This window comes from Biostraticola tofi (assembly GCF_004343195.1).
Lineage (GTDB): Bacteria > Pseudomonadota > Gammaproteobacteria > Enterobacterales > Enterobacteriaceae > Biostraticola > Biostraticola tofi.
In genome coordinates, this window is sequence record NZ_SMCR01000009.1 from 38026 (window position 1) to 62748 (window position 24723).

The 24723-nt window shown below is 52.0% G+C and carries 25 protein-coding genes; 16 read left to right on the forward strand and 9 right to left on the reverse strand.

What is annotated here, in order from left to right; translation table 11 throughout:
• Window positions 1-20: 20 nt before the first annotated feature.
• The 4 genes from EDC52_RS15940 to cpxP all read right to left on the reverse strand — a co-directional run bounded on the left by EDC52_RS15940 (window position 21) and on the right by cpxP (window position 3877).
• Entirely contained in the window at window positions 21-1010 is a 990-nt protein-coding gene (locus EDC52_RS15940; protein WP_131866653.1) for a sulfate ABC transporter substrate-binding protein, read from the reverse strand.
• Window positions 1011-1181: 171 nt separating this feature from the next.
• Window positions 1182-2144 (reverse strand): 6-phosphofructokinase, encoded by a 963-nt coding sequence (pfkA, locus tag EDC52_RS15945; protein ID WP_131866655.1) that lies wholly within the window; start codon window positions 2142-2144, stop codon window positions 1182-1184.
• Between the two features lie 193 nt (window positions 2145-2337).
• Window positions 2338-3240: a CDF family cation-efflux transporter FieF gene (gene fieF, locus EDC52_RS15950; protein WP_131866657.1), complete on the reverse strand. Its 903-nt coding sequence runs from the start codon at window positions 3238-3240 to the stop codon at window positions 2338-2340.
• Between the two features lie 148 nt (window positions 3241-3388).
• On the reverse strand, window positions 3389-3877 hold the full coding sequence (gene cpxP / locus EDC52_RS15955; protein ID WP_196237773.1) for a cell-envelope stress modulator CpxP: 489 nt from the start codon (window positions 3875-3877) through the stop codon (window positions 3389-3391).
• A 151-nt stretch (window positions 3878-4028) separates the two neighbouring features.
• Here cpxP and cpxR point away from each other — a divergent pair, with 151 nt between their 5' ends.
• The 3 genes from cpxR (at window position 4029) to trmL (ending at window position 6631) form a co-directional block, all read left to right on the forward strand.
• Complete coding sequence (gene cpxR / locus EDC52_RS15960; protein ID WP_131866659.1) at window positions 4029-4727, forward strand: envelope stress response regulator transcription factor CpxR; 699 nt, start codon at window positions 4029-4031, stop codon at window positions 4725-4727.
• A complete protein-coding gene (gene cpxA, locus EDC52_RS15965; protein ID WP_131866661.1) occupies window positions 4724-6094 on the forward strand; it encodes an envelope stress sensor histidine kinase CpxA in 1371 nt (456 codons plus the stop codon). The genes cpxR and cpxA overlap by 4 nt, the downstream gene beginning before the upstream one ends.
• A gap of 69 nt (window positions 6095-6163) precedes the next feature.
• On the forward strand, window positions 6164-6631 hold the full coding sequence (trmL, locus tag EDC52_RS15970) for a tRNA (uridine(34)/cytosine(34)/5-carboxymethylaminomethyluridine(34)-2'-O)-methyltransferase TrmL (protein ID WP_131866663.1): 468 nt from the start codon (window positions 6164-6166) through the stop codon (window positions 6629-6631).
• A gap of 67 nt (window positions 6632-6698) precedes the next feature.
• On the opposite strand, the gene cysE is transcribed toward trmL, so the two are convergent.
• From cysE to EDC52_RS15995, 5 genes are read right to left on the reverse strand one after another with little or no spacing between them, the layout of a single operon-like run.
• Window positions 6699-7514, reverse strand: a complete 816-nt coding sequence (cysE, locus tag EDC52_RS15975) for a serine O-acetyltransferase (RefSeq protein ID WP_131866665.1) — start codon at window positions 7512-7514, stop codon at window positions 6699-6701.
• Between the two features lie 46 nt (window positions 7515-7560).
• The gene (gpsA, locus tag EDC52_RS15980; protein ID WP_407924224.1) at window positions 7561-8577 is read right to left on the reverse strand and encodes an NAD(P)H-dependent glycerol-3-phosphate dehydrogenase; all 1017 of its coding nucleotides are present in this window, start codon (window positions 8575-8577) and stop codon (window positions 7561-7563) included.
• Between the two features lie 2 nt (window positions 8578-8579).
• Window positions 8580-9050 carry a protein-export chaperone SecB gene (gene secB, locus EDC52_RS15985; protein WP_131866667.1) on the reverse strand — a complete coding sequence of 157 codons (471 nt, stop codon included), beginning with the start codon at window positions 9048-9050 and terminating at the stop codon, window positions 8580-8582.
• 54 nt (window positions 9051-9104) lie between these two features.
• The gene (gene grxC, locus EDC52_RS15990) at window positions 9105-9356 is read right to left on the reverse strand and encodes a glutaredoxin 3 (protein WP_131866669.1); all 252 of its coding nucleotides are present in this window, start codon (window positions 9354-9356) and stop codon (window positions 9105-9107) included.
• Between the two features lie 26 nt (window positions 9357-9382).
• A complete protein-coding gene (locus EDC52_RS15995; protein WP_131866671.1) occupies window positions 9383-9814 on the reverse strand; it encodes a rhodanese-like domain-containing protein in 432 nt (143 codons plus the stop codon).
• Window positions 9815-10165: 351 nt separating this feature from the next.
• Between EDC52_RS15995 and envC the strand changes: the two genes are divergently transcribed.
• The 13 genes from envC to EDC52_RS16060 all read left to right on the forward strand — a co-directional run bounded on the left by envC (window position 10166) and on the right by EDC52_RS16060 (window position 24675).
• Window positions 10166-11464 (forward strand): murein hydrolase activator EnvC, encoded by a 1299-nt coding sequence (envC, locus tag EDC52_RS16000; RefSeq protein ID WP_131866673.1) that lies wholly within the window; start codon window positions 10166-10168, stop codon window positions 11462-11464.
• Window position 11465: 1 nt separating this feature from the next.
• The gene (locus EDC52_RS16005) at window positions 11466-12413 is read left to right on the forward strand and encodes a divergent polysaccharide deacetylase family protein (RefSeq protein WP_131866675.1); all 948 of its coding nucleotides are present in this window, start codon (window positions 11466-11468) and stop codon (window positions 12411-12413) included.
• A 153-nt stretch (window positions 12414-12566) separates the two neighbouring features.
• On the forward strand, window positions 12567-13784 hold the full coding sequence (locus EDC52_RS16010) for a glycosyltransferase (RefSeq protein ID WP_131866807.1): 1218 nt from the start codon (window positions 12567-12569) through the stop codon (window positions 13782-13784).
• Window positions 13785-13792: 8 nt separating this feature from the next.
• A complete protein-coding gene (locus tag EDC52_RS16015) occupies window positions 13793-14710 on the forward strand; it encodes a hypothetical protein (protein ID WP_131866677.1) in 918 nt (305 codons plus the stop codon).
• 147 nt (window positions 14711-14857) lie between these two features.
• Window positions 14858-15790, forward strand: a complete 933-nt coding sequence (rfaD, locus tag EDC52_RS16020) for an ADP-glyceromanno-heptose 6-epimerase (RefSeq protein WP_131866679.1) — start codon at window positions 14858-14860, stop codon at window positions 15788-15790.
• 27 nt (window positions 15791-15817) lie between these two features.
• Window positions 15818-16867 (forward strand): ADP-heptose--LPS heptosyltransferase RfaF, encoded by a 1050-nt coding sequence (gene rfaF, locus EDC52_RS16025; RefSeq protein ID WP_131866809.1) that lies wholly within the window; start codon window positions 15818-15820, stop codon window positions 16865-16867.
• Complete coding sequence (rfaC, locus tag EDC52_RS16030) at window positions 16867-17838, forward strand: lipopolysaccharide heptosyltransferase RfaC (RefSeq protein ID WP_131866681.1); 972 nt, start codon at window positions 16867-16869, stop codon at window positions 17836-17838. The genes rfaF and rfaC overlap by 1 nt, the downstream gene beginning before the upstream one ends.
• A 20-nt stretch (window positions 17839-17858) precedes the next feature.
• On the forward strand, window positions 17859-18950 hold the full coding sequence (locus EDC52_RS16035) for a glycosyltransferase family 9 protein (protein ID WP_131866683.1): 1092 nt from the start codon (window positions 17859-17861) through the stop codon (window positions 18948-18950).
• Complete coding sequence (locus tag EDC52_RS16040) at window positions 18943-19950, forward strand: glycosyltransferase family 8 protein (protein ID WP_131866685.1); 1008 nt, start codon at window positions 18943-18945, stop codon at window positions 19948-19950. The genes EDC52_RS16035 and EDC52_RS16040 overlap by 8 nt, the downstream gene beginning before the upstream one ends.
• A gap of 59 nt (window positions 19951-20009) precedes the next feature.
• Window positions 20010-21242: an O-antigen ligase family protein gene (locus EDC52_RS16045; RefSeq protein ID WP_165911738.1), complete on the forward strand. Its 1233-nt coding sequence runs from the start codon at window positions 20010-20012 to the stop codon at window positions 21240-21242.
• Window positions 21243-21308: 66 nt separating this feature from the next.
• On the forward strand, window positions 21309-22313 hold the full coding sequence (locus EDC52_RS16050) for a glycosyltransferase (protein ID WP_131866689.1): 1005 nt from the start codon (window positions 21309-21311) through the stop codon (window positions 22311-22313).
• A gap of 161 nt (window positions 22314-22474) precedes the next feature.
• Entirely contained in the window at window positions 22475-23551 is a 1077-nt protein-coding gene (rfaQ, locus tag EDC52_RS16055) for a putative lipopolysaccharide heptosyltransferase III (protein ID WP_407924225.1), read from the forward strand.
• Entirely contained in the window at window positions 23548-24675 is a 1128-nt protein-coding gene (locus EDC52_RS16060) for a glycosyltransferase family 4 protein (protein WP_131866691.1), read from the forward strand. The genes rfaQ and EDC52_RS16060 overlap by 4 nt, the downstream gene beginning before the upstream one ends.
• Window positions 24676-24723: the final 48 nt, after the last annotated feature.

A 24723-nucleotide genomic window follows, 5' to 3' on the forward strand; every position in this document is an offset into this window, starting at 1 on the left:
TGCGCGGTATTTCGGCCTGATCAGCGCTGATTGATGATATCGAATGAACCGCCGTTCGAGAAATGATCCTTTTGTGCTTTTTGCCAGTTGCCAAAAGTCTCATCCAGGGTAAAGAGTTTGAGCTGCGGGAATTTTTGCGCAAATTCCTGAGCCACAGCTTTATCTCGCGGACGATAGTAATTTTCGGCGGCGATACGCTGCCCTTCCGGCGTGTAAAGATACTTCAGATATTCATTGGCGATCTCACGCGTACCGCGCTTGTCGACCACTTTATCGACAACCGATACGGTAGGCTCCGCCAAAATTGATTCGCTGGGGGTGACCACCTCAAATTGGTCCTTACCCAGTTCATTGATCGCCAGCAGCGCTTCATTTTCCCATGCGATCAACACATCGCCGATGCCACGTTCTACAAAGGTGTTGGTTGCCCCACGCGCCCCGGAGTCCAGTACTTCAACATTTTTAAACAGCGCCTTGACGAAATCCTGCGCCTTGGCCTGGTCATTGTTATTCTGATGCAGCGCATATCCCCATGCAGCCAGGTAGTTCCACCGGGCGCCACCGGATGTTTTAGGGTTGGGGGTAATTATCGACACGCCGGGCTTGATAAGATCGGGCCAGTCATGAATTTGCTTAGGGTTGCCTTTTCGTACCAGGAAAACAATGGTTGAAGTATAAGGAGCGGAATTGTCCGGCAGCCGCGTAATCCAGTTCTTGTCGATGCGACCGCGTTCAGCTATCGCATCAACATCATAGGCTAATGCCAACGTCACGACGTCCGCCTCAATGCCGTTGATAACCGAGGTGGCCTGTTTGCCAGAGCCGCCATGAGACTGGCGCACGGTAACGGTATCGCCGGTCTTACCCTGCCAGTATTTGCTGAATGCCTTATTGTATTCCTGATATAACTCTCGAGTCGGATCATAGGATACATTCAGCAGTTGTATATCTTTTGCCGCCACGCCTCCGGAAAGAAGCATCAACAACAGTCCAGCCCGCCATTTAGACATCAATTATTCTCCCAGATAACAGTTATTTTACGCTTTCGCTCCAGGCTAGAGTGGCAGAAATAACATTATCCATTAAAGAATAAAAAATTAATTAATATAACCAAAGGGTATATTTCATGGTAAAAAAAACCCTCCCACCGGAGGGTATTGGCATGGATGTCGCTTCTGGCATCAATACAGTTTTTTGGCTGTTTCCAGCAAATCGATTTTAAACGGGCGCTTCATATTTTCGATGGCGTCGACGATGTCGTGATGAACCAGTTTCTCATTCTGTACACCGACGCAGCGGCCACCATAACCCTGCAGCAACAATTCAATGGAAAACGCACCCATTCGTGATGCCAGGATGCGATCATAAGCTACCGGGCTGCCGCCACGCTGTATATGACCCAAAACCGTAGCGCGGGTTTCGCGACCGGTTTCTTTCTCAATATATTCCGCTAATTCGGCCACATTGCAGATATGCTCCGTAATGGCTACGATAGCGTGCTTTTTACCCTTGGCGATACCTGCTTTGATTTCGTAGACCAAGTCTTCCGGTTTAAACTCTACCTCAGGCAAGACGATAAATTCGCAGCCACCGGCGATAGCCGCTGACATGGTCAAATCACCACAATAGCGCCCCATGACTTCCACAATGGAGATGCGCTGATGTGATGAAGAAGTATCGCGCAAGCGGTCAATGGCTTCGACTACTGTTTCCAGAGCGGTGAAATAGCCAATGGTGTAATCCGTGCCGGCGACATCATTATCTATCGTGCCCGGCAGGCCAATACAGGGAAACCCCATCTCGGTCAGTCGTTTTGCACCCATGTAGGAGCCATCCCCGCCGATAACCACCAGCGCGTCCAGACCGCGTTTTTTCATATTTTCAATCGCGATGGTGCGCGTGCCTTCTTCCCTGAATTCCGGGAAGCGGGCAGAGCCAAGGAAAGTGCCGCCACGGTTAATCATATCCGACACACTGTAGCGATCGAGTTTACTCATTCGATCCTGGAATAAGCCGAGATAGCCATCATAGATACCATAGACTTCGAGGCCTTCGGAAAGGCCGGCGCGAACGACACCCCGAATGGCTGCATTCATGCCTGGTGAGTCGCCGCCGCTTGTCAGTACACCGATTTTTTTAATCATGACTACCTCTGAACTTAAGACACATTCTGTAGAATACACTATGCCTGATTGATTTTTGGTCCCACTGTATCGGAACCCCCGGCTTATGATAAAAATAGTATAACAAATCCAGTGGGCTGAATTGATTCAGGTCAGACAATTCCGACTCTTGATCGCTATCAGTCAATCCTTTATCGAACAATATACTAAAACATTATATTTCCCATTGCCCCTGCTTTTCTGCGGGTACTGCCGAGCACGGATCCTGGTGGATAATGATATCCGCATCAGGAAACCGGCCAAGGATAGACCTTTCAACCTGCTCAGCCAGCCGGTGTGCCTCCATGAGCGGCAATGCGTCTTCCATCTCCAGATGTATCTGGATAAAACGCGTCGGCCCGGACTGACGGGTGCGCAACTCGTGCGCCCCTTTTATACCAGGCCAGGATGACACTATGTCAATGATTGCCTGTCGTTCCTCATCAGGCAGAGCACGGTCGAGCAATGATTGCACCGCCTCAAATCCCATGCTCAGCGCATTCTTTAAAATATACAGTCCGATGCCGATGGCAAACACTGCATCAGCCCAAAGAATGCCGTACCAGCTTAACCCCAGCGAAATGAGTATGGCGCCATTCATCATCAGATCGGACTGGTAGTGCAGCATATCGGCCCGAATGACCTGGCTTTGCGTTCTGCGCACCACCCAACGCTGGAAAGTGACCAGAATGAGAGTCGTCATCAGCGCGATTACCGTCACCACGATGCCGATGGTGGGCGCGCGAAGAGCCGATGTCGACAGCAGATGCTGCAGGCCGGTGAGGATAAGGAAAAGCGCCGATCCGGCGATAAACATGCTTTGCGCCAGCGCGCCGAGCGACTCCGCCTTGCCATGGCCGAAAGTATGTTCGTTATCGGCCGGCTGGACCGCGTAGCGCACGACCCAAAGATTGGTGACTGAGGCGGCAAGATCGACCAGTGAATCAACCAATGACGCCAAGATGCTCACCGAGCCGGTATAACCCCAGGCAATGGCTTTAATCAGCAATAACAGGCTGGCCGTCACGGTAGCTGCCAGGGCGGCGGACTTGACCAGACGGGCATACTGGGGGTTCATGGCCGGCTCCAAAACTGAGTATTTCTAAGAGTATACGTGATGCAGGTAAAAAATGCGGCTACTGCGCTACTGCGAGGAGGACAAAAAAAACCCCACCTTTCGGTGGGGGAGACAGGGATGGTGTCTATGGCAAGGAAAAAAGAACTCTTTACTCGTTTACTATTGGCTTCTGGGCAGAAGCTGGGCTCATCTCAGACAATTGCAGCTTCATTTCGTCGATACGCTGCGCATGGCGTTGATTCAAAATTTGTCTTTGCTCGGGCGTCAGCAGGTTGTACATTTGGTTCCGCACCCGGGCCATTTCGACCTGGCGTGCTACCTGTTGCTGGGCCATTTTTTCTGTTTGCGATCGTACTGCCGCTTCATCAAAAGTTTCTGCAGTGATCAGCGTGTGTAATTGCTCAATTTCGCTAACATTAACAAGAGGCATCTCATGACGCGCCTGGCTCATCAGGTCACGCATCTGCTGTCTCTGGCGCTCAGACAGCTTAACGCCTTCAAACATGCCGTATTGCCCATCGCTGGCGCGGAGCGCAACATCATCGTAATGCCAGCTTTTAGTGATATTGTTTTCGTCAGCAAGCGCATTAACCGAAACCATTATGGCGGTGATGAACAATACGTGAAGTTTGCGCAACCCAGACCCCTTGGCTTATGAAACTATATGTCGCTAAACGATGAATTCAGTCTACTAATGAGGCTGCAAACATGCGTCAGGGCATGTAAAGCTTCGTAAAGTCATGGATTGGCTGTTATTGATGTCGTATTTTGCGTCTGGAGGTAAAAAAATGAATAAAATCCTTTTAGTCGATGACGACCGTGAACTTACTGCATTATTGAAAGAACTGTTGGAAATGGAAGGCTTCAACGTGGTGGTGGCTTACGATGGTGAGCAGGCCCTCAGCGCTTTGGATAACTCCTTTGATTTATTATTGCTGGACGTAATGATGCCGCGTAAAAACGGTATCGATACCCTTAAAGAACTGCGTCAGCGCTATCAGACGCCGGTTATTATGCTGACAGCCCGCGGCAGCGAACTGGATCGCGTCCTGGGGCTGGAACTGGGGGCAGATGATTACCTGCCCAAACCTTTTAACGATCGTGAACTGGTGGCACGTATACGCGCTATATTGCGTCGTTCTCACTGGACTGAGCAGCAGCAGGTGGGCGATAACGGCACACCATCGCTGGAAGTCGACCACCTGCGCCTCAATCCAGGCCGCCAGGAAGCGACATTCGATGGCATCGCCCTGGAGCTGACCGGGACCGAATTTACCCTGCTCTACCTACTGGCGCAGCATCTTGGTCAAGTGGTTTCCCGGGAGCATCTGAGCCAGGAAGTGCTGGGTAAGCGCCTGACGCCGTTTGACCGCGCCATCGATATGCACATCTCCAACCTGCGGCGCAAACTGCCGGACAGACGGGATGGACATCCGTGGTTCAAAACGTTGCGAGGCAGAGGTTATCTAATGGTTTCCGCTGCATGATCAATAGCTTGACTGCGCGGATCTTCGCTATTTTCTGGCTGACTCTGGCGCTGGTTTTGATGCTGGTGTTGATGGTGCCGAAGCTCGACTCACGGCAGTTGACCGCACTGCTGGACAGTGAGCAACGACAGGGCATTATGCTGCAGCAGCATGTCGAAGCGGAGCTGGCATCGGATCCTGCCAATGACCTGATGTGGTGGCGTCGGCTGTTCCGATCCATCGACAAATGGGCGCCTCCCGGCCAGCGGCTTATCATGGTCACCAGCGAAGGACGGGTTATTGGCGCGCAGCGCAATGAAATGCAGATTATCCGTAACTTTATCGGCCAATCAGATAACTCGGATCATCCACAGAAGAAAAAATATGGCCGCGTGGAGCTGGTAGGGCCTTTCGCCATTCGTGACGGTGAAGATAACTATCAGCTGTACCAGATTAGGCCGGCCGTCAGCTCGCAGTCCGATTTTATCAACCTGATGTTTGACCGACCTTTCATGTTGCTGATAGTCACCATGCTCATCAGCATTCCGCTGTTGTTGTGGCTGGCGTGGAGCCTGGCCAAACCAGCGCGCAAACTCAAGCATGCCGCGGATGAAGTTGCCCGGGGGAATCTACGCCAGCATCCGGAGCTGGAAGCCGGTCCCCAGGAGTTCCTGGCAACCGGCGTCAGTTTCAACCAGATGGTCAGTGCCCTGGAGCGAATGGTTACCGCTCAGCAGCGACTGCTTTCCGACATCTCACATGAGCTGCGTACCCCGCTTACCCGGCTGCAGCTGGCAACCGCGTTAATGCGGCGCCGGCATGGCGAAGCCAATGAACTGGCCCGGATTGAAACCGAGGCGCAGCGGCTGGACTCCATGATTAACGATTTGTTGGTGCTTTCACGCAATCAGCATAAGAACGAGCTGGCGCGGGAATTGATTAAAGCCAATGACCTGTGGACCGATGTGCTTGATGACGCCGCATTTGAAGCGGAGCAAATGGGTAAAACCCTGGAGATAACCGCCCGCCCCGGCAACTGGACGCTGCTGGGCAATCCTTCGGCTCTCGACAGCGCGTTGGAGAATATCGTAAGAAATGCGCTCCGCTATTCCCATCACAAGATTTCGGTCGCATTTACCGCCGACAACCAGGGTGTCACCATTACCGTTGATGACGATGGACCCGGGGTCAGCGCTGAAGATCGCGAACAGATATTCAGGCCATTCTATCGCACCGACGAAGCGCGCGATCGTGAGTCAGGCGGGACCGGCCTCGGCCTGGCGATTGTTGAAACCGCCGTTGAGCAGCATCGCGGCTGGGTCAAGGCGGAAGACAGCCCGCTGGGCGGACTGAGATTGATCATCTGGCTACCGCTGCAGCAACGATGATATCCGCCGCACAAGTGCAGCTTAAACCGGTGATTTTTGCTATTCTTCGCCTCCTGAACAGGGGGCCTTATGCTTAACGTTGTACTCTTCGAACCGGAAATCCCACCCAATACCGGCAATATCATTCGCTTATGCGCCAATACCGGCTTTTACCTGCATCTTATCGAACCGCTGGGTTTTACCTGGGATGACAAGCGGCTGCGCCGGGCCGGTCTGGACTATCACGAATTCGCCCGGATAAAGCATCATCATGACTACAGTGCATTCCTGAGCGAGGAGAAACCCGAACGGCTGTTCGCACTGACAACCAAAGGCACGCCGGCCCACAGCGCCGTCAGCTACCAGGCAGGGGATTACCTGCTGTTTGGTCCCGAAACCCGTGGCTTACCCTCAACGGTGCTGGACAGCCTGGCTGCCGAGCATAAAATCCGCATCCCGATGCAAAGCGACAGCCGCAGCATGAATCTTTCCAATGCCGTATCGGTGGTGGTCTATGAAGCCTGGAGGCAGCTGGGCTACAGCGGCGCACGGCAATAGCCTTCGTCGCGCTAAAACAGCACCGAACGGCAGCATCAGACTCAACCCCGACAGGCAGCCTACCGTGCTAAATGCCGTCGCCGTACTCAAAGCCCAGGCTGCTGAAAGACTGATCCATATCCATGGAGGGCTTATCGGTATCGGGCCTGCCGACAATACGCGCCGGGACGCCTGCGGCGGTAGTATGCGGTGGGATCGAGTGGAGCACTACCGAACCGGCACCGATTTTTGCGCCCTGTCCGACTTCAATATTGCCCAGAATCGTCGCGCCGGCGCCAATCATTACGCCTTCTCGGATCTTGGGATGGCGGTCACCGCTGGTTTTACCGGTCCCGCCCAGTGTTACCGACTGCAGTATTGATACATCGTTTTCGACAATGGCGGTTTCGCCGATCACGATGCCGGTCGCGTGGTCTAGCATGATACCGCAGCCAATCGTGGCTGCTGGATGTATATCGACGCCAAACGAAACCGATATCTGATTCTGGAAATATACCGCCAGCGCCCGGCGATCCTGGGACCACAGCCAGTGACCGATCCTGTAAGCCTGCAGGGCATGAAACCCTTTCAGATACAGCAAAGGGGTCGAGTATTTATCGACCGCCGGATCGCGTTGCCGAACGGCGTGTATATCGCGGGCAGCAGAAAGAATCATGTGCCGATCGGCACTGTAAGCCTCTTCGACTATTTCACGGATCGCAATGGCCGGCATGATGGGATTGCCCAGCTTATTCGCCAGCATATAGCTTAACGCGCTGCCCAGGTTTTCATGCTTGAGCAGGGTGGCGTGGAAAAAACTGGCCAGCATGGGCTCACAATCGGCTAAAGCACGCGCTTCAGCTTTAATGTTATCCCACACCAGTTCCAATTCTTCTGTCGACATACGGCTTACCTCTAACGGATTGACAAATGCATGCCAAGCCCGAAGTTCAGCCGCTGGCATTTTCTTCCTTCTGCGCGCGGCCGAGCAGGCTCAGCGCTGCTTCCCTGGCATTTTTGTCCTGGTAAAGCACCTGATAGATTTGCTCGGTAATCGGCATCTCAACCCCATAGCGGCCGGCCAGTGCCAGGACCTCACGGGTATTCCGATAACCTTCGACTACCTGTCCGATAGTATCCTGCGCTGATTGTACGTCAACCCCCTGCCCTAAAAGCATGCCAAACCGCCGGTTGCGGGATTGGTTATCCGTACAGGTCAGCACCAGGTCGCCAAGGCCGGCCATGCCCATGAAGGTATTGGCTTGTGCGCCGAGAGCCGCGCCCAGCCTGGACATTTCCGCCAGGCCACGGGTAATCAGCGCTGTTCGCGCATTGGCGCCGAAACCGATGCCATCGGAAATACCCGCGCCGATAGCAATAACATTTTTTACCGCGCCGCCTAATTGAACGCCGATAAAGTCAGGATTGCTGTACACCCGGAAGCTCTTGCCGCAATGCAGCAGGTGCTGTAAATCGGTCGAGAAAAGCGTATCCGTTGAAGCCAGCGCGATGGCGGTAGGTAACCCGGCGGCCAGCTCTTTTGCGAAAGTCGGCCCGGAAATCACCGCCAGAGGGATGTGATTGCCCAGAATTTCGCGAGCGACATCCTGCAGCAGTCTGCCGGTATCGGCTTCAAGTCCCTTGGTCGCCCAGACAATTCGCGCATCCGGACGCAGCAATGGCTTGATTTGTTTGAGCACCGTGCCGAATACATGGCTCGGCACCACAATCAATACATCGCGGCAGGCGGCCAGCGCTACCGTAAGTTCGGTTTCCAGTCGCAGAGAAGGCGGGAAAGGCACATCAGGCAAAAATGCCTGATTGCACCTCGCCGCTTCAAGGGCCCGTATATGCCCCGGCTCATGCCCCCACAACAACACCTCATGACCGTTTCGGGCCAGGGTTATGGCCAGAGCCGTACCATACGAACCGGCTCCGATGACTGTCATAGAGGTATTTGTTTTCATTATCAGGCGTCCTGGGTCGGTTGGCTTCCTTCGCCATCGGACTGTTGCTGCAGATAGTTCATAAACAGCGCATCGAAGTTGACCGGCGCCAGGTTCAACTGCGGGAAAGTACCGCGAGAGACCTGACTGGTGATGCATTCACGAGCGTAAGGGAACAGGATATTAGGGCAGTATGCGCCAAGGCAATGCGCCATTTGTGTGCCGTCGATACCGGAGATGGTGAAGATACCTGCCTGCTGCACTTCACACAGGAAAGCCGTTTCTTCGCCCAGAGTCGCCGTTACGGTTACGCGAAGCACGACTTCATAAATGTCTTCCGCCAGCTGGCTGGAAGCGGTGTCCAGATCCAGCTTGATTTCAGGCTGCCATTCCTGCTGAAACACTTTAGGAGCGTTAGGTGCTTCAAAGGAAACGTCTTTGGTATAAATACGCTGAATTTGGAAAGCCATCTCGGTACTGTTTTGTTCTGACATTGAAAAACCCTTTGGTTAATGTACTGCCCATGATCTGGCAATGGAGGACCCGGCCTACTTGAGCAGGGGGTCAAGTCCACCGCGTGCATCAAGGGCGTGTAGGTCATCGCAGCCGCCAACGTGCTGCCCGTCGATAAAAATTTGTGGAACCGTATTCCGGCCGCTGCGAATGATCATTTCTTCCCGTTTATCCGCATCCCCGTCAATAGGTAATTCCTGGTAACGGACGTTCTTGCGGGCGAGCAGCGCTTTGGCTCGGTGGCAATATGGGCAGGTTGCTTTGGTGTAGACTTCTATATTTGCCATGGTTCCCCCTCGAAGAAGGTAATCGATTATTTGCCGCGTACCAGCGGAAGATTCTCGCCGCTCCAGCCGCTTATGCCGTCTTTCAGGACATAAACACGCTCGAAACCTGCTTTGAAAAGGTTTTCGGCGGCGTCGCGTGAAGTGGTCCCCGTCGAACAGGCGACAATGACCGGCTTCGTCTTGGATTTGTCGAGCTCGCCAATATTCCCGTTTTTGATATCCGCAGACAGCATATTATGGGAATTGGCGATATGGCCTTTACGGTAATCATCCCGGCCACGCAGATCAACGATTACTGCGTCTTCCTTGTTAATCAGTCGGATAGCTTCCCCGCGGGTCACTTCCCCTACCTTTGAAAAACGGCTCTTGAATGTCATAAAGATGACGGCGATCAGTAAAGCCACCCACGCCAGGCTCAGCATGGGGTGATCGCTGACGAATTTCATAATGTCTTGCATTGGGTAAAAAGACTCCCGTTAGTGATATGCCGCAGTTATAAGCCATGCATTGAAGCATTTAAGTATACCCTTGCATTACAGCAAATTCAGCCAATATACATACCCGGCAATAAGAAACTCACGGCAATGAGGGCCATGTCGCTAAAAAAAACAGGAGTTTGATCGGCAAAGCTGCATGGGTTTTCAGCTCCGAGGGCGTCGGCCGCATCACTTCGGCCGGCAAAAACCCCTTTTACCGAGCTCCATCGCCTCATAGCGTATTATTCTGCAGTATCAGCATCGGGGACCGGCTGAGGACGTCTTGCAAGAGATGACTGGTAAGCCGCTGTTCAACGTGAAATAATCCTGCTCATGAGGGAAAAAGCAGCATTACGCATAGCGAACCAGCGCCGAGACGGCAACCCGATGTGGCCCGTCGCGCTGAAGCACGCCATTGTGATCAGCGTTCTTTGTGCTGGCGTCATGCTGGCGCCTGGTTGCAGCTACGCGGCGGACAACAAGGAACAGTTGAAAACGCTGCAGCAAAGCATTGCCGATAAAGAAAAAAACGTGCAGCAACAAAAGAAGCAACGTGGATCGTTGCTTGCACAGCTTAAACAGCAAGAGCAGTCGATATCCCAGGCCAGCCGCAGCCTGCATGAAACCCAGGGCACTCTTCAGACGTTAGCCCAAGATATAGAACGGCTCACAGGGTCAATAAAACGGCTTGAACAGCAATCGGCTGCCCAGCAGAAACTGCTGGCGGGCCAGCTAGACAGCGCCTTCCGCCAGGGGCGCCATTCAGGCGTACAGTTGATCCTCAGCGGTGAAGAGAGCCAGCGGAGCGAGCGCATTCTGTCTTATTACAGCTATCTGAATGCAGCCCGGGAAAAATCCATTGAGGCACTGCGCCAAACCCGTCAGACGCTCGAAACGCAAAAACAGCAGCAGCAAAGCAAGCAACAGCAGCAAACGACATTGCTTGCTCAGCAGCGCACCCAGCAGAAAGAATTGGAAAATGCGCGCATCGCCCGCCAGAAAACACTGACCAGCCTGGAATCCTCTATCGAGCAAAATCAGCAAAGCCTCAGCGAGTTACGCGCCAACGAAAGCCGTTTGCGCGATAATATCGCCCGGGCGGAGCGCGAGGCCAAAGCCCGGGCGGAACGTGAGGAGCGCGAAGCCAGGCGGGTCCGTGAACGCGAGCAGCAGGCCAAGCGCAAAGGCAGCAGCTACAAGCCCACAGAAAGCGAACGAGCGCTTATCTCACGCACCGGCGGCCTTGGCAGGCCGGCAGGGCAATATACCTGGCCCGCCAGGGGCCGTACCCTGCACCGCTTCGGTGAGACGCTGCAGGGCGAGCTACGTTGGAAAGGCGTGGTCATCGGCGCGTCAGAAGGCAGTGAAGTCCGGGCCATCGCAGATGGTCGGGTGTTAATGGCCGATTGGCTGCAGGGATATGGGCTGGTGGTAGTCATAGAGCACGGTAAAGGCGATATGAGCCTTTATGGCTATAACCAGAGCGCACTGGTAAGCGTGGGAGCGCAAGTTAAGGCCGGCCAACCGGTGGCGCTGATAGGCACCAGCGGCGGCCAGGGCACCCCTTCGCTCTATTTTGAAATCCGGCGCCAGGGTCAGGCGGTAAATCCATTACCATGGTTAGGAAGATAGTTTGTCAAGATTCAAACGGTTGATCATCGTTTTTTCAGCGCTGACCTTGGCCTGTGGCGCTGCCCAGGCCGGCAAATTGTCCATCGTCATCGACGATTTTGGCTATCGCCCGGCTAACGAGAAAAAGATCCTGGCGATGCCGAAGAATATTTCGATTGCCGTGCTGCCTGATGCGCCCCATGCCCGGGAAATGGCGGTCGCCGCCCATCAGCAGGGGCGGGAAGTGCTGATACATCTGCCGATGGCCCCCCTGAGCAAACAACCTCTTGAGCGTAACACTCTCCACCCCGCCATGAGCCGAGAGGAAGTCTCGCGCATCGTCGCTGAAGCGGTTGGCAAGGTGCCTTATGCGTCAGGCCTCAACAATCACATGGGCAGCGCGATGACATCAAGCTTGAGCGGTATGCAGAACGTCATGCAGGTCCTCAGTCATTATCAGTTCTATTTCCTTGATAGCATGACCATTGCCGGCAGCCAGTCTCAGGCGGCAGCAGCCGGCACCGGCGTCAAGGTTATCAAACGTAACGTCTTCCTGGATGATAGCCAGAATGAAGCGGAGATACGCAAACAGTTTACCCGCGCGGTTGAATTGGCACGCCGGAAAGGCCACGCTATCGCCATAGGCCACCCACACCCGGCGACCGTCCGGGTTCTGCAACAGATGTTGCCGGCCTTGCCAGCCGATATTGAGCTGGTGCGCCCAAGCATGCTGCTTGATGAACCGGTTTCCTCAGGATCCCATCCACGGCCATCGGTGCCCGCACCTGCCCCGGTCAAACCACGTAATCCGTTCCATGGCATCGGCCTGTGCGCTTTCCGACACCGTCCATCGCCAGTCTATGCAGACGCCATGTTCAAAGTGCTTTCGACCAGCATAGTGGCATCAATGTCAGATATCCTTTCAAGCCGCCGCACACTGCCGCAACAGGAACCGGCTACGCCAAAATAGGGTGAGAGAGCTCGGATGCAATTCTAATCAGCCCGTTCCCGGCCTTCAGGCGGGGGCGGTTTGTTCACATATCAACTAAATAGTGTAGGTAATTCATTCATGCTAATATAAATTAAAATGATATCGACAATACAAAGTCTGGAACGGATGACGATGCCACAAAGCCGGTTGAAAATACTTCTGTTAGACAGTGGCAAGGAATGGGGCGGCGGTACCAACAGTATGTTGGAACTCCTCAAGCGGATAGATCGCAATACGTTTGATATCAGCTGCTGTTTCTACAATAATTATGTAAGAGATAAGAATGAGTCTATCAGTGAGGCATTAGCTGCACTTGATATCCCTATATTCTTTATTCCTCAGGCTCGTCAGCCAGCGTGGGCAAAGTTAGCCAAAGAAGCCCTGCGTACCCTATTATTCTTCAACAAAAAAATCCGCTTAAAATGCATCTTTGCCATCGATAAGATCTGGCGCATCAATCCTAATATTCAGAAAATTAATTCCCTGCTAGAAATGGGGCAATATGACATCCTGTACATGAATAATCAACCCAGCTCCAATTTTGAGGGTTATTATTCTACCGTAGGCCTGCCAACTACCGTAATTCAGCATTGCCGCATCGAACCATTGATGAATGACCAGATCGTTTCTATGGTTAATGATTTATGCCACGCGATAATCTCAGTGTCTGACGGCGTGCAGAAAAAGCTGGTTCAGCATGGGGTTAATCCAAGGATTTGCCATACGGTATTCAATGGAATAGATGTCCATCAACCGTTGCCCGATGGCCGCCAGTTGCGGCAGTCATTCACCGCGGATGAAGACACCTTTGTATTTGGCAGCATCGGTTCGCTTATTCTTCGTAAATCCCATCATCACATTCTGCAGGCGCTGCATTTGTTTAATTATGCGTATCCTGCGGCCCGCTGGAAGATGGTGATGGTCGGTGCCGGACCGGAACATCAGGCGCTGGTAAAAATGGCGGCAAATTATCGAATTCTGGATAACGTCATATTTACCGGATTTAAAAGCAATGCCATGGAATACCTTGCCGCCTTTGATGCATTCATTCTGGCTTCCAGCAGTGAAGGCTTGCCGCGAGTGGTACTTGAGGCCATGCTGCTCAACACGCCGGTAATAGGTTCCAATGTCATTGGCACTGCTGAGCTTATCCATCACGAAGAGACCGGCTTGTTGTTTCCCTATGGCGATACGCAACTGCTGTTCAGACATTTTGAGCGGCTTTACCTCGACAAAAACTATCGCCTGGTCTTGGCACGCAACGCCAATGAGATGGTCAGGACGCATTTCACCATTGATAAATATGTCGCAGGTGTCGAAGCCGTGCTCGGCAGCATAAAGCGCGCATAGAGGCTCCCATGTTTGAATTCCTGAGTTCCAAATATCGTTATATTACTTCCCGACATAATATTCCTTATCACCATCAGCACGCCATTACGGACGGCGGTAATGCAGTGACATCGGTAGTTATACCCTGTACCGGCGAGGACTACTGTGAAGAAGCACTGCTCAGTGCAACTTTTGCCGCACGGTTTGCGCCCGCGATCCAGGAAATCGTCATCGTTACCGATCAAGGGCCGAATAAATTCCCCTCCCTGCCGCCGAAAACCCGCGTGGTGACACTACGGGTAGATACGCGGGAAGAACCTTATCAATACAAACAGATATACCGCAGCCGGCTTATCAAGATGCAGGCCCCGCTTCAGGCGCTTACCGACGGTATACTGATGATAGATTCAGATTTGAATTTGCTGCAGATGCCGGAAATATGTCTGCGGGATAATCACATTTACGCCAGTTTCAGGCAGGGTAAAATGATCAATAAACTGGATGGCGTGCCAAAAAGTCGTATCCCAGCCTATTATCGGGACGCTGTCAGGCCTCAGTTGGTTGATCACGTCAATGGCGCATTCCTGGCGGCGACCCGCAAGACTTGGCAACTCATGTGTCCGGTATGGATTGCATTTTTTATCGATACCTGGTCGCAGATGGCCGACGATCAGCCGCCCACGGATCAATTACCGCTCGGTGCCATGCTTGATACCCTGGATATCAGGACCGTTAATCTGGGTGACTGGATGAACTGGCCGGTTTCAAAAAAAATCGGCGGTCATCCGGCGGTCATTCCCTCACAGGTAGTCGGCGCTCATGGCGGCTTCCCGTTATCAGAATGGCAAAAATATCTCGCGTCGCCCCGCGCGCCCCTGCTATTCAAAGCGCAGGACTATACGCGCAAGGTACGGTATCTAACTGATAAAGAAAAGCTTTCACAGTGACATTTTATACTCGGTCACTGTTTTTTTTCTCATTTCCCTGCTGCGGATATTCATCCCATGGATACTAAGGCTACAGAGTAAATGCTATGATAGAGCCATAGAGGGGCCGGCGCAGTGCCAGCTTCATCACGATCTTAAGGGCAGCCCATGATAGTGGTCACCGGTGGCGCCGGTTTTATCGGCAGTAATATCGTCAAATCTCTGAATAATATAGGGTACCGTGATATTTTGGTGGTAGACAATCTGAAGGATGGCACCAAATATGCCAATCTGGTGGATTTGAATATCGCAGACTATATGGATAAAGAGGATTTTATCGCCAGCGTTGTCGCTGGCGATGACTTCGGCGATATCGACGCAGTATTCCATGAAGGTGCCTGCTCCTCTACCACCGAGTGGGACGGGAAATACATGATGGATAACAACTATCAGTATTCAAAGGAATTGCTGCATTTTTGCCTTGAGCGTTCAATTCCTTTCCTGTACGCATCTTCAGCCGCAACCTATGGCGGACGTACAGAGAATTTTATCGAAGACCGTCAATACGAGCAGCCGCTTAACGTATATGGCTATTCGAAATTCCTGTTCGATCATTACGTACGTACCCTGCTGCCCCAGGCCGAGTCACAAATCTGCGGCTTTCGCTACTTCAATGTCTATGGTCCCCGTGAAGGACATAAAGGCAGCATGGCGAGCGTTGCCTTTCATTTGAATAACCAGATCAATCAAGGTGAGAATCCCAAGCTGTTTTCCGGCAGCGAAGGCTTTAAAAGAGACTTCGTGTACGTGGAAGATGTCGCCGATGTAAACGTGTGGTTCTGGAAAAACAACGTTTCCGGCATTTTCAACTGCGGAACCGGCCGGGCGGAATCTTTCCAGGCTGTCGCTGACGCGGTGCTGGATTACCACAAAAAAGGCCAGGTGGAATATATCGAATTCCCAGAGAAGCTGAAGGGTCGCTACCAGGCTTATACCCAGGCGGATATGACTCAACTGCGCGCCGCCGGTTATGACAAGCCGTTTAAAACGGTAGCGGAAGGCGTATCTGCCTACCTGACCTGGCTTAACACCCCGCGTTAAGGCTGGGTGATGAAAGGACTCGGCGGCATGAAAATACTGGTGATAGGGCCATCGTGGGTAGGCGATATGATGATGTCGCAAAGCCTGTATCGCGCCGTCAAGCAAAGGCACCCCAATGCGCAAATCGATGTTATGGCCCCTGCCTGGTGCCGACCACTGCTGAATCGGATGCCCGAGGTCAATCGGCCACTGTCAATGCCGTTAGGCCACGGCGCACTGGCGCTGGGCCAGCGGCGCAGCCTCGGTCAGTCGCTTAAGGATACTGGCTACCAGCAGGCGCTGGTGCTGCCCAATTCCTTCAAATCAGCACTCATTCCCTTTTTTGCCGGTATCCCTCTGCGTACCGGCTGGCGTGGTGAAATGCGTTATGGGCTGCTTAACGATCTGCGGGTTCTGGATAAAGCGGCTTTTCCGCTGATGGTGCAGCGTTATGCCGCTCTTGCCTATCCCGGCACGGCGATAAAATCTGCCGCCGACCTGCCTGAGCCGCTGCCGTGGCCAAGGCTTGAAGTGTCAGCCGATGAAATCCCCGCCACCCAGCAGGCGTTCAATCTGCAGCCCCAGCGGCCGCTTATCGGGTTTTGTCCGGGCGCGGAATTCGGCCCGGCCAAACGCTGGCCGCATTATCACTATGCCGACCTGGCTAAAATGCTGATTGATCGTGGTTATCAGGTGTTATTGTTCGGATCGGCCAAGGATCATCCTACCGGTGAGGAGATCCAGTCACAGTTAACGTCCGACGAAAAACAGTTCTGCCATAACCTCGCAGGCCAGACCGCGCTCGAACAGGCTGTCGTACTGTTAGCCGCCTGTGCCGCCGTGGTCAGCAATGACTCGGGCCTGATGCATATCGCCGCCGCCCTTGGGCGACCGTTAGTGGCGCTTTATGGGCCCAGCAGCCCCGATTTCACCCCACCGCTATCCCATCAGGCCAAAGTCATCAGATTGATTACCGGCTATCACAAGATCCGTAAAGGGGATGCGGCCCAAGGATATCACCAGAGCCTGATAGATATTCAGCCTGCGCAAGTCATCAACGAACTGGATAGCATGCTAGCCGGATTAAAGGATAACTGATGCAGGTTTTAATCGTCAAAACATCGTCGATGGGGGATGTCCTGCATACGCTGCCGGCGTTGACGGATGCTATGCATGCGCTGCCGGGTGTTCTTTTTGATTGGGTGGTAGAAGAAAATTTCGCTGAGATACCTTCCTGGCACCGCGCGGTCGACAGAGTCATACCGGTCGCGATTCGCCGCTGGCGTAAAAACTGGTTTGGCAGCACGGTCCGTCAAGAACGTTGCGACTTCAAGCGTGACCTGCAGCTACGCCGCTATGATGCCGTTATCGATGCCCAGGGGCTGATTAAAAGTGCCGCGCTGGTAACCCGGGCTGCTAAAGGCACCAAACACGGCCTCGATTGTAAAAGCGCCCGGGAACCTTTTGCCAGTTGGTTCTATAATCAACGCCATGAAATCGGCAAGCAGCAGCATGCCGTTGAACGCATCCGTCAATTGTTTGCGCAAAGCCTTGGCTATTCGCTGCCGCCGTCCAAAGGCGACTATGCGATTGCCCAGCACTTTACCGGCCAGGCCGCTGTGGACACTGAGCCACCTTATCTGGTATTGCTGCACTCGACCACCCGCGACGAGAAGCACTGGCCTGAAACACACTGGCAAGAACTGCTAGGATTACTGGCTGCTACCGGCTTAGGGGTCAAGCTTCTCTGGGGTTCCCCGCATGAGTATCAGCGCGCCTGCCGAATTTCAGAAAATTACCCTTTTGCCGAGGTACTGCCCAGGCTTAAGCTAAGTGAAGTGGCATCAGTGCTGGCCGGGGCACAAGCAGTGGTTTCGGTGGATACCGGCCTCAGTCATCTGACGGCTGCACTGGACCGACCCAATGTCACGCTGTATGGCCCCACTGACCCCGGCTTAATCGGCGGTTATGGCCGGAACCAGCATGTTGTGCAGGCGGACAATAAAAAGATGGATAACCTGTCGGCATCACGTGTTTACCAAGAACTTGGCCCCCTGTTGTCGCGCTGAGCGATCGGACTTTCCTTCTGATGAGCTATGTGATTTTGTTTATTTTTTTACTGCCGCTAAAAGGGTTGATGAAGTGTTTTCATAAACCCACCGGCAGGAATCTGGTGATACAAACGGCCAAGATCGGCGATTTTATCAATATCACGCCGCTATTGAGACACCTGAAAACATCGGATGTGTTGATAAGCGCTTCGTTAAAAGCACTGGCGACCCGGGATGATACCATCGATGATATTTTTTACATTGAACAGCATAAATCCGGGCTGCTGAAAAAAATTCGGCTGGCGTTTAAACTGTTGAACCGCTACAGCAATGTCTATCTGCTGCATCCAAACAGCACCAACCTGTTTTTTGCTGCGATCTGTAATGCAGAAAACAAGCAGTTCCTCAGCGTTTATACCCGCAAATGGTACCAGGGTATTTTTTATCTTACCGCCTCAGGCCGCATCGATCATCGCCGTGACACATTATCGCTTGAAGATTATCTCAAACTGGCCGACAGGCGGCTAACCCGGGACAGTGAACCTAAGCACGCCACTTCACCGTTGTGGAAGGCTGAGCGAGTAGACGCATTGATCCCCGCATCGGATAAACTCAAGATTGGCATCAGCATATCAGCCGGTAATAAAGCCAAGACAGTGCCAGCGGCGATATGGGCGCACATCATCAGTCGGCTGGACTCGTTGCCATGCGTTTTTTACGTCTTCGGTCCCAAGAACGAACAACCCTACCTGGACGCTCTGTTGCAGCATATGGCAGACAACCACAGAATCACCAGCCTGATTGGTAAGCTAGCACTTGAAGAAGTGCCCTATGCCATTTCGCGGATGGATTGCTACATGGCATCGGACTCCGGCAATATTTATATTGCCAACGCCCAGCAGGTCCCTGTCGTATGCTTTGCCGGCCCCTGCTGCATGGAAGAGCAACGCCCGCTTGGCGAAGCGCTGATTATTCGCCCCCAAAGCATAGCACCGTCATCATTCGTATTTTCAGCCCCGTATCGATTCGAACACACCCCTGAAGAACTCTTTTCGTTATCCACTGACGATTTCGAAAATATTTCCGATTTTGTTACTAAACTTAGTAACAGGGCGGTGAGCAATGGATAGTAAGCATTTGACCCACATGATTGAGCGCCATGAAACGGTAGTGGATACGTTACAGGTTGCACCTGAACATGTTTGCCATATCGCATTCGGCATCGATAACACCTATGCACGCGGCATGGGTATTACGCTATTCTCGCTACTGGAAAATAACCCCGGCATCTCGTTCCATATCCATTTATTCACCACCGGTCTTAATGACAGCAACCGTAAAAAATTGCTCACATTAACCGCACGTCGTTCCATCGCGCTGAGTTTTCACATTTATAACAGCAGCTATTTTGATCGGATGCCCAGCACCGGACGCTACGCTAAAACGATCTATTATCGGTTGTTTATGCCCTTGCTGCTCAGGGAAATGACTTCGCGGTTTATTTATCTGGATGCAGATATTCTGTGTGTCGGCAGTATAGAACCCCTACTGGCCCTGGCATTTGACGATAAAACGATTTGCGCTGTAAACGATAACAAGCATGCAAGAAATCGTCTTTGCTCGGAGCTGAACCTTGCCAGCGGTAATTATTTTAATTCTGGCTTTCTCTATATCAATATCCCGCAATGGCTTGAAAGAAACACCACTGAGCGATTGATCTCAACCCTCGAAGCCAAAGGGGACAGCTTCCGTTTCCCGGATCAGGATGTACTGAACCTGGTGCTGGAAAATGAAGTCAGACTACTGCCGAAAAAATACAACTTTATCTACGATATCATTGCCAAAAAAGTTAACTACCGCCCTGATATACCTGAAGATACTGTCCTGATCCATTTTACCGGTAAATGCAAGCCGTGGCATCTGTGGGCATCAAGCCCGCTGGCCGATCTGTATTATTCATACTATCAGCGAACCCCATGGCAAACACAGCCATTGGATACGCCGGTAAGGCATAAAGAGATGAAGCGATATGCTTATGTATTATGGTTTCAAAAACGTTATTCCTACAGCCTGCTCTGGTTGATGAAATATATAAAAAATAAATTTTTCCACGCCGGTGCCGCAAAATGATTTGTTGGTCAAATTCGTCCCGTCTGAGCGGGATAGACAAACTCATCCCTTTGATTTATATGTTTTTTTCAAGTATATCCATTGCTTTTTTTCTCTATTCAGGCGAAGTAAGTCGTAACGCGTTTTATATCCTCACCTATATCAGCATCATTTATTTTTGCTATTGGGTGTTCAAGATCGATAAGAAAATGCATCTGTATCTGCTGCCGACGCTGGTTTTTCTTCTCGGTGCCAGCAAACTGGTTTGGCTGCTGCTGACCAGCAGCCCTGAATTCCCACTGGTGGCTCACCATTATCAAATCAGCGGCAAACGCATGGTACTGGGCTATTTTGTCCTCTATTGTATCCAGCGTAATCTTAGCCAGTGGCGTATCAGCTTTAAAGCGGCATCGATCGCCAGCTATATCCTTTTTGTCCTGCTGATAATGATATCAGTCACTAATGCCGTGCTTTATCTCAAGACCGGGGAACGCGTTAAAGTCAACAGCGATGCCGCCACCTCAGGCGCCTATATGTTTGTGTTGTTCTCGATGCTGACGATATACTGCCTGCGCCGTTTTACTCCGAAGTTATATCGACCACTTTGCCTGGCTGCACTGATACTATCGGTTATCAATCTGCTGGCAACGGAGACCCGCTCTGCACTGTTATTTTATGGTTTGTTCATTATTTTCTGTCTGGTTCATGATCTATTTTACGGTAAAAAAGCGCATAAAAAACTGTTTGCCGCGATCATTTTGACTACAGTTGCTTTTGCTCTTTTCTTGGCCAAGCCTTATTATAATCCGGCCCTGGAAAGGATGGATGCGATACAGCAGGAAGTAACGCTGTACACCCAGGGCCAGAATAATTCCTCAGTGGGCGCACGCCTAAGCCTGTGGAAATCGGCGTGGTACAGTTTCAAACACCATCCATTGGGACAATCGGTTGACAGTCGCAATGCGCTGGCAACCCGCTATATCGTGCAACATGAAAACAGTAACCAGGAAGCGTTGAATAACATCCAGTTTCATACTCATAACGACCTGCTGGATACATTATCTCTACAGGGTATTTTTGGCGGTATTATCATGCTGGCCTTTTTTATCGCTCTATTGCTTTGGCCGTTTAAAATGTTCCCCGGCAGCCAGGCATTTCTACTTCTGTCACTGCCGGTCGTTTTCTTCAGTCAGGGAGACTGCCAATTTTATAATCGTGAATCGCCCTATTTAATGATTCTTGTTTTAGGCTTTTTGATGATGTTACGATTGGTCGATGTGCCTAAATCGCGCGCGGAAACATTGCCGGATTAACGTTATGCCCATCGTATTTTTTAACATATCTGAACAAAAGCAGGCTGAAGCCGGAATAAACCGATCATGACTCATCAGAATCCCCCTAGTCCGGATGTAAAGCTCAGCGTAATTACTCCTCTCTATAATGCTGGCGAAATGTTCGACAAATTCATGACGTCATTGCTTGATCAGACGCTGAAAGAAATTGAAATCATCATCGTTAACGATGGCTCTACTGACGGGTCAGACATTCGAGCCCAACATTATGCAGACAGCTATCACAATATCAGGGTGATCCATCAGCAGAATGGCGGGGTTTCCCGCGCGCGCAATGCAGGCATGGCCATAGCACAGGGCAGATATGTCACCTTCCCTGATGCTGACGACACCCTATATCCAAAGCTCTACCAAACGCTAATGGAGATGGCTGAAAAAGACAATCTTGATGTCGCACAGTGCAATGCCGAACGTTATTTTCTGGGATCACAGCGGATTAAAACGCTTATACCTATCGATAGGCTGTCTTCCACTGAGATACTAGATGGCCCGACATGGCTGCATAAAGCGCTGTCGACCAAACGCTATCTGCATGTGGTATGGCTCGGTATATATCGGCATGATTTGATAAAACAGTGCGGCCTGTCTTTTGAGCCTGGCCTGCATCATCAGGATATTCCCTGGACCACTGAACTGATGTTCAATGCAGCCCGTGTCCGCTATACCCAGGAAGTCTTGTACCGTTACTATATACACGATCAATCGATAAGCAACCGTACCCGGACCGGCATCAAAAATGTCGAGTACCAGCGTCACTATATCCGCATAGCCCAGCTGCTAGAGAACATTAATCAACGTTATTGTACGAAAATAAAAATGTATCCCGAGTTCCGGATCCAGGTCACTCATGAGGCATTATCTATTTGCCACTCCATCAGACGTGAGCCTGATCCGGTAGCTCGTCAGATGATGCTCAATGATATTTTCAGTAGCGGCACGCATAAACGAATGATGCGCAATGCACGGGGCGTTCGTCAATGGTATCAATTACTCCTTTGGCTGCGTCGGATTTATGTCTGGCGTAAGCGTTGAATTTAAGATTAGAATCGCTGTCTGATTATTCGGATTCGATCTTGAAGTGATGGACTGCCTGAACAGGCCGGTTGTGAAATTACCTTTTTTCTATCACGGGCAATTTTCCGCCTCTTCTTCATGCCATCATCATAATGTGTTTTTTACAGGTTCGCGCCACCATGCCAATGCGTCATGCCGATTTATCCGTAGCTCCGAAAAGAATTCTGATCATTAAACTTCGTCATCATGGCGATATGCTATTAACCACTCCGGTAATTAATAATCTTCGCCACCACTATCCGGATTGTGAAATAGACATTTTGCTTTACAAGGAAACCGAAGCTATCCTGCGCGCCCACCCGGCGATCTCGGTAATACATGCCATTGATCGCGCATGGAAGAAACAAGGCTTCGTTTTCCACCTAAAGCAGGAACTGGGACTGATAAAAGCCATCCGCCGCCGCCGTTATGATATCGTTATCAACCTTGCTGACCAATGGCGCAGTGCGATAATTACCTGGGCCAGCGGTGCGCCATGCCGTATCGGGTATGCCTTCAGTAAACGCCGTTCTGCTGTATGGCGCCAGGCACATACCCACTTGGTGCCGACAGATAACTTCGGTCAACTGCACACCGTTGAGCAAAACCTCGCTATTCTCGCACCGCTTAACCTCGCAATCGACAATGATCGGACCTCGATGCATTACTCACCGTCCGACGACCGCGTGGGCCGGGAAAAGCTGGCCGCGGCCGGGGTCACCGGCGCGTACATCGTCATTCAGCCCACCTCGCGCTGGCGCTATAAATGCTGGGATGATGCAAAGGTGGCTGCGCTGATCGACGGTCTGGGCGAGTATAATCTCTCTATTGTGCTCACTGCCGCGCCTGACAAGAAGGAGCGGCAAATGATTGACCATATCCAATCGCTCAGCATCGGGTCGGACGCAGTGTCTCTGGCCGGCGAATTGACGCTGCCCCAATTGGCGGCGGTTATCGACCATGCCCGATTGTTCATCGGCGTTGACTCGGCTCCCATGCATATGGCGGCAGCACTAGATACACCCTGTATCGCATTATTCGGGCCTACCAAACTGCAGCATTGGCGCCCATGGAATGAAAACAGTACCGTCATCTGGGCGGGTGATTTCGCCGCGCTCCCCAGGCCCGACACCATTGATACCAATACCCATGAGCGCTACCTGAGTGCCATACCGGTTGAAAGTGTATTACAGGCTGCCAAGAGTTACCTGACATGAAAAAAACCCGCCTGGCGATAGTCAGACAGAAATATCGTCCCGATGGGGGTGCCGAACGTTTCATCTCCCGAGCGCTTGAGGCGCTGGATAACCAGAATCTGGAGCTTAACATCATCACTCGTCAATGGAGTGGTGAACCCAATCCTGACTGGCATGTGCACCTTTGCAATCCGCCCAAGTGGGGGCGCGTCTCCAGGGAGCGCCGCTTTGCCGATAGCGCACGCCAGTGTTGGCAACGTGAGCAGTTCGACCTGGTGCAGAGCCATGAACGCATCGCCGGCTGCGATGTTTTCCGGGCAGGCGACGGTGTCCATCAGGTCTGGCTCGAGCAGCGCGCCCGCATTATTCCGAGTTATCAGCGATTACTGACAGCCCTTAGCGGCTATCACCGTTATGTGCTGGCAGCCGAAAAGGAAATGTTCAACTGCGGCTCACTGAAGAAAATTATCTGCAATTCAGAGATGGTCAAACAGCAGATCATCCGCTGTTATCAGGTGCCGGAAGATAAATTCGCTATTATTTACAATGCCATTGACTGCAACCGGTTTTACCCGGCCGATGAAGCTGCCCGACTGCGAGCGCGCCGACAACTGGATCTGCCGGCAGATGCCTGTACGCTGATTTACGTTGGCTCCGGCTTTGAACGCAAAGGGCTGAAACAGGCCATTACCGCCATTGCCAGCACCGACCGATATCTGATCGTGGTAGGACAGGATAAACACCAGCAGAAATACCGGGCTTTTGCCCAGAGCCTGGGTTGCCTGCAGCGTATTCGTTTCGTCGGCGTACAAAAGGAGGTGTTAGCCTTCTATCATGCTGCGGATGGTTTGATATTGCCAACGCTCTACGATCCGTTTCCCAATGTTATCCTGGAGGCGATGGCCTGCGGACTGCCGGTGATTACCAGCCTGAGCTGCGGAGGGGCGGAATTTATTGAACAGGGCCGACAGGGCTTCGTTTGTGATGCACTGGATGCTGAATCCCTTGCCAGTTTCAGCGCACAGATTCCGCTGCGTCATCGCGATCCACAGATGGGTTACCTGGCGCGTAAACGCGTGCTGGGCTGTACGCCAGCTCATCTTTCCGAGCAACTGCTCCAGCTTTATCAGCAGTTGCTGCCATAATAAAAACACCGGATGTAATGAGGGAAAATGACTTATCTGTTAGCATGG

Coding starts and splice junctions, on each gene's coding strand:
- EDC52_RS16060 (WP_131866691.1), top strand. CDS start 23,548: ATGAAAAAAACCCGCCTGGCGATAGTCAGACAGAAATATCGTCCCGAT.
- EDC52_RS16035 (WP_131866683.1), top strand. CDS start 17,859: ATGAGCTATGTGATTTTGTTTATTTTTTTACTGCCGCTAAAAGGGTTG.
- rfaC (WP_131866681.1), top strand. CDS start 16,867: ATGCAGGTTTTAATCGTCAAAACATCGTCGATGGGGGATGTCCTGCAT.
- EDC52_RS16045 (WP_165911738.1), top strand. CDS start 20,010: ATGTTTTTTTCAAGTATATCCATTGCTTTTTTTCTCTATTCAGGCGAA.
- rfaQ (WP_407924225.1), top strand. CDS start 22,475: ATGCCAATGCGTCATGCCGATTTATCCGTAGCTCCGAAAAGAATTCTG.
- envC (WP_131866673.1), top strand. CDS start 10,166: ATGAGGGAAAAAGCAGCATTACGCATAGCGAACCAGCGCCGAGACGGC.
- gpsA (WP_407924224.1), bottom strand. CDS start 8,577: ATGAAAACAAATACCTCTATGACAGTCATCGGAGCCGGTTCGTATGGT.
- EDC52_RS16050 (WP_131866689.1), top strand. CDS start 21,309: ATGACTCATCAGAATCCCCCTAGTCCGGATGTAAAGCTCAGCGTAATT.
- trmL (WP_131866663.1), top strand. CDS start 6,164: ATGCTTAACGTTGTACTCTTCGAACCGGAAATCCCACCCAATACCGGC.
- EDC52_RS16015 (WP_131866677.1), top strand. CDS start 13,793: ATGTTTGAATTCCTGAGTTCCAAATATCGTTATATTACTTCCCGACAT.
- EDC52_RS15940 (WP_131866653.1), bottom strand. CDS start 1,010: ATGTCTAAATGGCGGGCTGGACTGTTGTTGATGCTTCTTTCCGGAGGC.
- cpxA (WP_131866661.1), top strand. CDS start 4,724: ATGATCAATAGCTTGACTGCGCGGATCTTCGCTATTTTCTGGCTGACT.
- EDC52_RS15995 (WP_131866671.1), bottom strand. CDS start 9,814: ATGCAAGACATTATGAAATTCGTCAGCGATCACCCCATGCTGAGCCTG.
- fieF (WP_131866657.1), bottom strand. CDS start 3,240: ATGAACCCCCAGTATGCCCGTCTGGTCAAGTCCGCCGCCCTGGCAGCT.
- grxC (WP_131866669.1), bottom strand. CDS start 9,356: ATGGCAAATATAGAAGTCTACACCAAAGCAACCTGCCCATATTGCCAC.
- EDC52_RS16010 (WP_131866807.1), top strand. CDS start 12,567: ATGCCACAAAGCCGGTTGAAAATACTTCTGTTAGACAGTGGCAAGGAA.
- cysE (WP_131866665.1), bottom strand. CDS start 7,514: ATGTCGACAGAAGAATTGGAACTGGTGTGGGATAACATTAAAGCTGAA.
- EDC52_RS16040 (WP_131866685.1), top strand. CDS start 18,943: ATGGATAGTAAGCATTTGACCCACATGATTGAGCGCCATGAAACGGTA.
- secB (WP_131866667.1), bottom strand. CDS start 9,050: ATGTCAGAACAAAACAGTACCGAGATGGCTTTCCAAATTCAGCGTATT.
- cpxR (WP_131866659.1), top strand. CDS start 4,029: ATGAATAAAATCCTTTTAGTCGATGACGACCGTGAACTTACTGCATTA.
- rfaF (WP_131866809.1), top strand. CDS start 15,818: ATGAAAATACTGGTGATAGGGCCATCGTGGGTAGGCGATATGATGATG.
- rfaD (WP_131866679.1), top strand. CDS start 14,858: ATGATAGTGGTCACCGGTGGCGCCGGTTTTATCGGCAGTAATATCGTC.
- pfkA (WP_131866655.1), bottom strand. CDS start 2,144: ATGATTAAAAAAATCGGTGTACTGACAAGCGGCGGCGACTCACCAGGC.